Origin of the sequence: Kitasatospora sp. NPDC050543 (assembly GCF_044457565.1) — a bacterium.
Classification (GTDB): domain Bacteria; phylum Actinomycetota; class Actinomycetes; order Streptomycetales; family Streptomycetaceae; genus Kitasatospora.
Genome location: NZ_JBITGZ010000052.1, coordinates 26,163 through 32,357 on the forward strand (window position 1 = coordinate 26,163; position 6,195 = coordinate 32,357).

1 protein-coding gene is annotated in these 6,195 nt (G+C 75.8%); it reads right to left on the reverse strand.

Annotated features, from left to right (window positions below):
• Window positions 1-39: 39 nt before the first annotated feature.
• The coding region (locus tag ACIBH3_RS33790) for an SDR family NAD(P)-dependent oxidoreductase (protein WP_396315936.1) at window positions 40-6,195 on the reverse strand (6,156 nt) is incomplete at its 5' end.

Sequence of the window (6,195 nt, forward strand, 5' to 3'; positions counted from 1 at the left end):
GTCCGTCCGCTCCTTGCGGCAAAAGGGGTGACGCCTGGGTCAGGAAGTTTCGAGCTCGTCGTCAAGCAGGTCGAAGAGCTCGTCGTCGGTGGCCGCGTCGAGGTCGCTGTGGCCGTCGGCCGTGGCGGCCGGGTCGTCCGGGCCGCTGAGGACCTCCCGCCACTGCGTCAGCAGGGCCTGGAGGCGCAGGGTGATCCGCGCGCCGGTCTCCTCGTCGGTGGGTGCGGCAGCCAGGGCCTGTGCCAGCCGGTCGAGTTCGGCGAACACGCCGGGCCCGGCTTCGTCGCCCTCCTGCGGGATGACCGTCCGCAGCTGGGCGACCAGCTCGGCGGGGCTCGGGTGGTCGAAGATCAGCGTGGCGGGCAGCCGCAGGCCGGTCACCACGTTCAGGCGGTTGCGCAGTTCCACGGCGGTCAGCGAGTCGAAGCCGAGCTCGCGGAAGGCGTGGGTGGGCTGGACGGCGGCCGCGCCCGCGTAGCCGAGGACGGCGGCGACCTGCCCGCACACCACCTCCAGCAGGATGCGTTCCTGGTCCTGCGACGGCTGTCCGGCCAGTCGCCGGCGCAGCTCCGCGGCCGGGTCGGCCTCGGCCGCCGCGGCCCGGCGGGCGGGACGGCGGACCAGGGAGCGCAGCAGCGGGGCCACCTCGCCGGTCTGCGCGGCCAGCTCCCGTAGGGCGCCCAGGTCGAGCCTGGCGGGCACCAGCACCGGGTGCTGCGGCAGGGCGACGGCCGCGTCCAGCAGAGCCAGGCCCTCGCCGACCGACAGCGCGGCCACTCCGCCGCGGGCCATCCGCTCGACGTCGGCGCTGTCCAGGGTGTCGGCCATGCCTCCGTCGTCCGCCCACAGGCCCCAGGCGAGCGAACTCGCGGGCAGGCCGGCGGAGTGGCGGTGCTGGGCGAGGGCGTCCAGGAAACTGTTCGCCGCCGCATAGTTGGCCTGGCCGGCCGCGCCGGACACCCCGGCGAGGGAGGAGAACAGGACGAAGGCGGAGAGGTGCCTCTCCCGGGTGAGCTCGTGCAGGTTCCAGGCGGCGTCCACCTTCGGGCGCAGCACCGCGGCGAGGCGCCCGGGCGTCAGCGCGGACACGATGCCGTCGTCCAGCGCCCCGGCCACATGGACCACGGCCGTCAGGTCCAGGCCGTCCAGCAGCCGTGCCAGGGCCGCGCGGTCGCCGGCGTCGCAGGCGGCGAAGGTCACCTCGGCGCCCAGGGCGGCCAGCTCGGCGGCCAACTCGGTGGCGCCCGGGGCCGCTTCACCCCGGCGGGAGACCAGCAGCAGGCGTCGGACGCCGCGCTGCGCCACGAGGTGGCGGGCCACCGCGCTGCCCAGGGAGCCGGTGGCGCCCGTCAGCAGGACGGTCCCGCCGTCGGCGAATCCCGCTGCGGGAGAGTCGGATCGGGCCGGGGCCGCGGCATCGGTGACGCGGTGCAGGCGCAGCGCGGTGGCGGTGCCCGCGCGCAGGGCGAGCTGGGGTTCGTCGGTGCCCAGTGCGTGGGGCAGGGCCCGCAGCGAGGCCGGGTCGTCGTCGAGGTCGACCAGGGTGATCCGGCCGGGGTGCTCGGACTGCGCCGAGCGCAGCAGGCCGTGCACGGCGGCGGCGGGCAGGTCGGCGCCCGTACTGGCGCCCCTGGTCAGCACGACCAGGCGGGAGTCCGCGAACTCCTCGGCCGCCAGCCAGTCCTGTACCAGCGCGAGGGCGTCCCGGACGGCAGTGTGGGTGGCCTCCGCCGGGTCCGCTCCGCTCGCGGCGGGAAGGGCGAACACCAGGGTGCCGGGGACGGGACCGCCCTCGGCCATGTCCGCCAGGTCCGCCAGGTCCGCGAAGCGGGCCGCGCCGACGAGGCCGAGGTGGTCGGCGTCGGCGCCGAGCACGCCGACCGTACCGGTCGGGGCCGCGGCCGGCAGCGTGACGGGCGTCCACTCGGGGTGGAACAGCGACTCGTGGCCGCCGGTGGCCGCCAGCTGCTCGGGCGAGAACGCCCGCAGCACCAGCGACTCGACGGTCGCCACCGGCGCACCCGAGGCATCCGCCACCGCGAGGGACACCGAGTCGGGCCCGGTCGCGGCAACCCGCACCCGCAGCTCGTCCGCACCGGCCGCATGCAGGGACACCCCCGACCAGGCGAACGGCAACCGCCCCTGGCCCGTGTCCGCCAACAACCCACCAAGAGCCACCGAATGCAGCGAGGCGTCCAGCAACGCCGGATGCAGACCGAACAACCCCGCCTGGGCACGCACTTCCTCCGGCAGCACGACCTCGGCGAACACCTCACCCCCACACCGCCACGCCGCACGCAGCCCCCGGAACACCGGCCCGTACTCGAACCCCGCGCCGGCGAACGCCTCGTACACCCCGTCCACCGGCACGGACTCCGCACCCACCGGCGGCCACTGCGTCAGCGCCTCACCCGCACCAGCCCCGGCCTCCGCCAGCACACCCACCGCATGCCGCGTCCACAGCGTGTCCTCACCGGCCTCGGCGGGGCGGGAATGCAGGCCGACGACGCTGCGGCCGTCGGTGTCCGGAGCGCCGAGCCGCAGTTGCAGCTGGACGGCGCCCTGCTCGGGCACGACCAGCGGCGCCTCCAGCGTCAGCTCCTCCAGCACCGCGCAGCCCACCTGCTCACCTGCCCGCACCGCCAGCTCGACGAAGGCCGTTCCCGGCAGCAGCACGCTGCCGGCGACGGCGTGATCCGCCAGCCACGGGTGGGTCAGCAGCGAGAGCCGTCCCGTGAACAGGTGGCCGTCCCCCTCGGCCAGCGGCACGGCGGCCCCCAGCAGCGGGTGGCCGGCCGCGCTCAGACCGGCCGCGGCGACGTCACCCGCCGGCCCGCCACCGCCCTGCGGCCAGTAGCGCTCCCGCTGGAATGCGTACGTCGGCAGGTCGATGACGCGCGCCGCCCGCCCGGCGTACACTGCCGCCCAGTCCACCGGGGCCCCGGCCACGTGCAGGCGGCCCAGGCAGGCGGCGACGGCGGCCGTCTCCGGACGGTCGCGGCGCAGGGCGGGTACGAGGACGGCATCCGTGTCGTCCGGCAGGCACTGCTGTGCCATCGCGGTGAGGGTCCCGTCGGGGCCCAGTTCCAGGAAGGTCCGGACGTTCTCGCCCGCGAGGGCCCGCACGGCGTCGGCGAAGCGGACGGCGTCCCGGACGTGGCGGACCCAGTACTCGGGGTCGGCCAGCTCCTCGGCCGTCGCCCGGGCACCGGTGAGGGTGGAGACGATCGGGATCCGCGGCGCAGCGAAGGTCAACTGACCGGCCACGGACCGGAACTCGTCCAGCATGCCGTCCATCAACGGCGAGTGGAAGGCATGGCTGACCGCCAGGCGCCTGGCCTTGCGGCCCTGGGCCTCCCAGTCGGCGGCGAGCTCCAGTACCGAACGCTCGTCGCCCGAGACCACCAGCGAGTCGGGCCCGTTGACGGCGGCGATGCCCAGCTCGTCCTCGCGGCCGACGAGCAGCGGCAGTACCTCGCCCTCGGCCGCCTGAAGAGCCACCATGGCCCCGCCGCGCGGCAGCGCCTGCATCAGCCGGCCCCGGGCCGCGACGAGCCTCGCCGCGTCGGGCAGCGAGAGCACGCCCGCCACGTGCGCGGCGGCGAGCTCGCCGACGGAGTGTCCGGCCAGGAAGTCCGGGCGGATGCCCCAGGACTCGACGAGGCGGTAGAGCGCCACTTCGAGGGCGAACAGCGCGGGCTGGGTGAAGCCGGTCTCGTTGATGAGGTCCGCGTCGGCGACGGCCTCGGGCAACGGACGGTCCAGCAGCGGATCCAGCTCCGCGCGGACGGCGTCGAAGGCGGCTGCGAAGACCGGGTGGGCGGCGTACAACTCCTCGCCCATCCCGGCGCGCTGGCTGCCCTGGCCGGTGAACAGGAACGCCGTCCGGCCGCCGACCGGCGCCCCCCGCACGGCGTGGGGGGCGGGAGCGCCCTCGGCCAGTGCCGCGAGCGTGTCCAGCAGCTCCGTGCGGTCGTCCGCCACCAGCGCGGCGCGCTGCTCGAAGGCCGACCGTGCCGTCGCGAGCGACCGAGCCAGGTCGGTCGCGTCCAACGCGGGACGTGCCAGCAGGAACCCGTGCAGGCGGGCGGCCTGACCCCGCAGGGCCTCCGGCGTCCGGCCGGACAGCACCAGCGGGACCGGCGCCACCGGTTCGTCCGACGTCGCGGGGGCCGGCTCCTCGGCGGGCGCCTGTTCGATGATGGTATGGGCATTGGTGCCACTGATGCCGAACGAGGAGACGGCGGCCCGGCGCGGACGGCCGGTCTCGGGCCAGGGGCGGGCCTCGGCGAGCAGCTCGACCGCGCCCGCCTCCCAGTCCACGTGGGTGGACGGCTCACCGACGTGCAGCGTCTGCGGCAGCACGCCGTGCTGCATCGCCATGACCATCTTGATGACGCCCGCCGCGCCGGCGGCGGCCTGGGTGTGCCCGAGGTTCGACTTCACCGAGCCCAGCCAGAGCGGCTGTTCGTCGCTGTGGGCCTGACCGTAGGTCGCGATCAGCGCCTGCGCCTCGATCGGGTCACCCAGTGTGGTGCCCGTCCCGTGCGCCTCGACGATGTCCACCTCACCGGCCGTCAGCCGGGCGCTCGCCAGCGCCTGCTGGATGACGCGCTGCTGCGACGGGCCGTTGGGCGCGGTGAGGCCGTTGGACGCACCGTCCTGGTTGACCGCGCTGCCGCGCACCACGGCCAGGACCGGGTGTCCGTTGCGCCGCGCGTCGGAGAGCCGCTCGACGAGCAGCAGGCCGACGCCCTCGCCCCAGCCCGTACCGTCCGCGTCGTCCGAGAACGCCTTGCAGCGCCCGTCCGGGGACAGCCCGCGCTGGCGGCTGAAGTCCACGAAGGTCGCGGGTGTCGCCATGACGGTGACGCCGCCGGCCAGGGCGAGCGAGCACTCGCCGGAGCGCAGCGCCTGGATCGCCCAGTGCAGCGCGACCAGCGAGGAGGAGCAGGCGGTGTCGACGGTGACCGCCGGGCCCTCCAGACCGAAGGTGTACGAGACCCGGCCGGAGGCGATGCTGCCCACGCCGCCGCTGCCCATCGACCCCTCGGCACCGCTGGTCGCGGCCTCCTGGAGCCGGGTCGCGTAGTCGTGGTACATCACGCCGACGAAGACGCCGGTCCGGCTGCCGCGCATGGCGACCGGGTCGATGCCGGCCCGCTCGAACGCCTCCCAGGAGGTCTCCAGCAGCAGCCGCTGCTGCGGGTCGGTGGACAGCGCCTCGCGCGGGCTGATGCCGAAGAAGCCGGGGTCGAACGCGGCGGCGTCGTGCAGGAACCCGCCCTCGCGGGTGTACGAGGTGCCCTGGTGGTCCGGGTCGGGGTGGTAGAGGTTCTCGACGTCCCAGCCACGGTCGGTGGGGAAGCCGGAGACCGCGTCCCGCCCGTCGGCGACGAGTCGCCACAGGTCCTCGGGGGTCTGGATCCCGCCGGGGAAGCGGCAGCTCATCGCGACGATCGCGATCGGGTCGTCGTCGTGGCCCAGGCCGCTGCCGATGGCCGCGGTGCCCGGGAGCACCCTCCCGTCGGCCTCCTGGCCGCCGAGGAGTTCGGTACCCAGCTGCCGGGCCAGGACGTCCGGGCTGGGGTGGTCGAAGACCAGGGTCGCGGGCAGGCGCAGGCCCGTGACGGCGCCGAGGCGGTTGCGCAGCTCCAGCGCGCTGAGCGAGTCGAAGCCGAGTTCCCGGAAGGCGCGGGTCGGGTCGACCGCCTCCGGGCCGCTGTACCCGAGCACGGCGGCCGCCTCGGTGCGGACGGCCTCCAGGAGTTCACGCCACTGCTCGGCCGGCGGCAGCGCCGCCAGCCGCTCGGCGAGGGCGGAGCCGCCGGGCGCGGCGGCTCCGGCGGAGGCCACGGCGCGCCGGGTCGCGGGCCTGACCAGGCCCCGCAGTAGCGGCGGGACGGCGCCCGGGTCGGTCGCGCGGGAGCGCAGCCCTGCCAGGTCCAGCCGGATCGGCACCAGCACCGCGTCCTCGGCCCGTACGGCGGCGTCGAACAGCCGCAGGCCCTCCGCTCCGGAGAGCGCCCGCACGCCGCCTCGGGCCATCCGCTGCACATCGGCGTCGTCCAGCTCGGCGGCCATACCGCCGCCGTCTTCGGCCCAGAGGCCCCAGGCGAGGGAGGTGGCGGGCAGACCGGCCGCGCGGCGGTGCTCGGCCAGCGCGTCCAGGAAGGCGTTGGCCGCCGCGTAGTT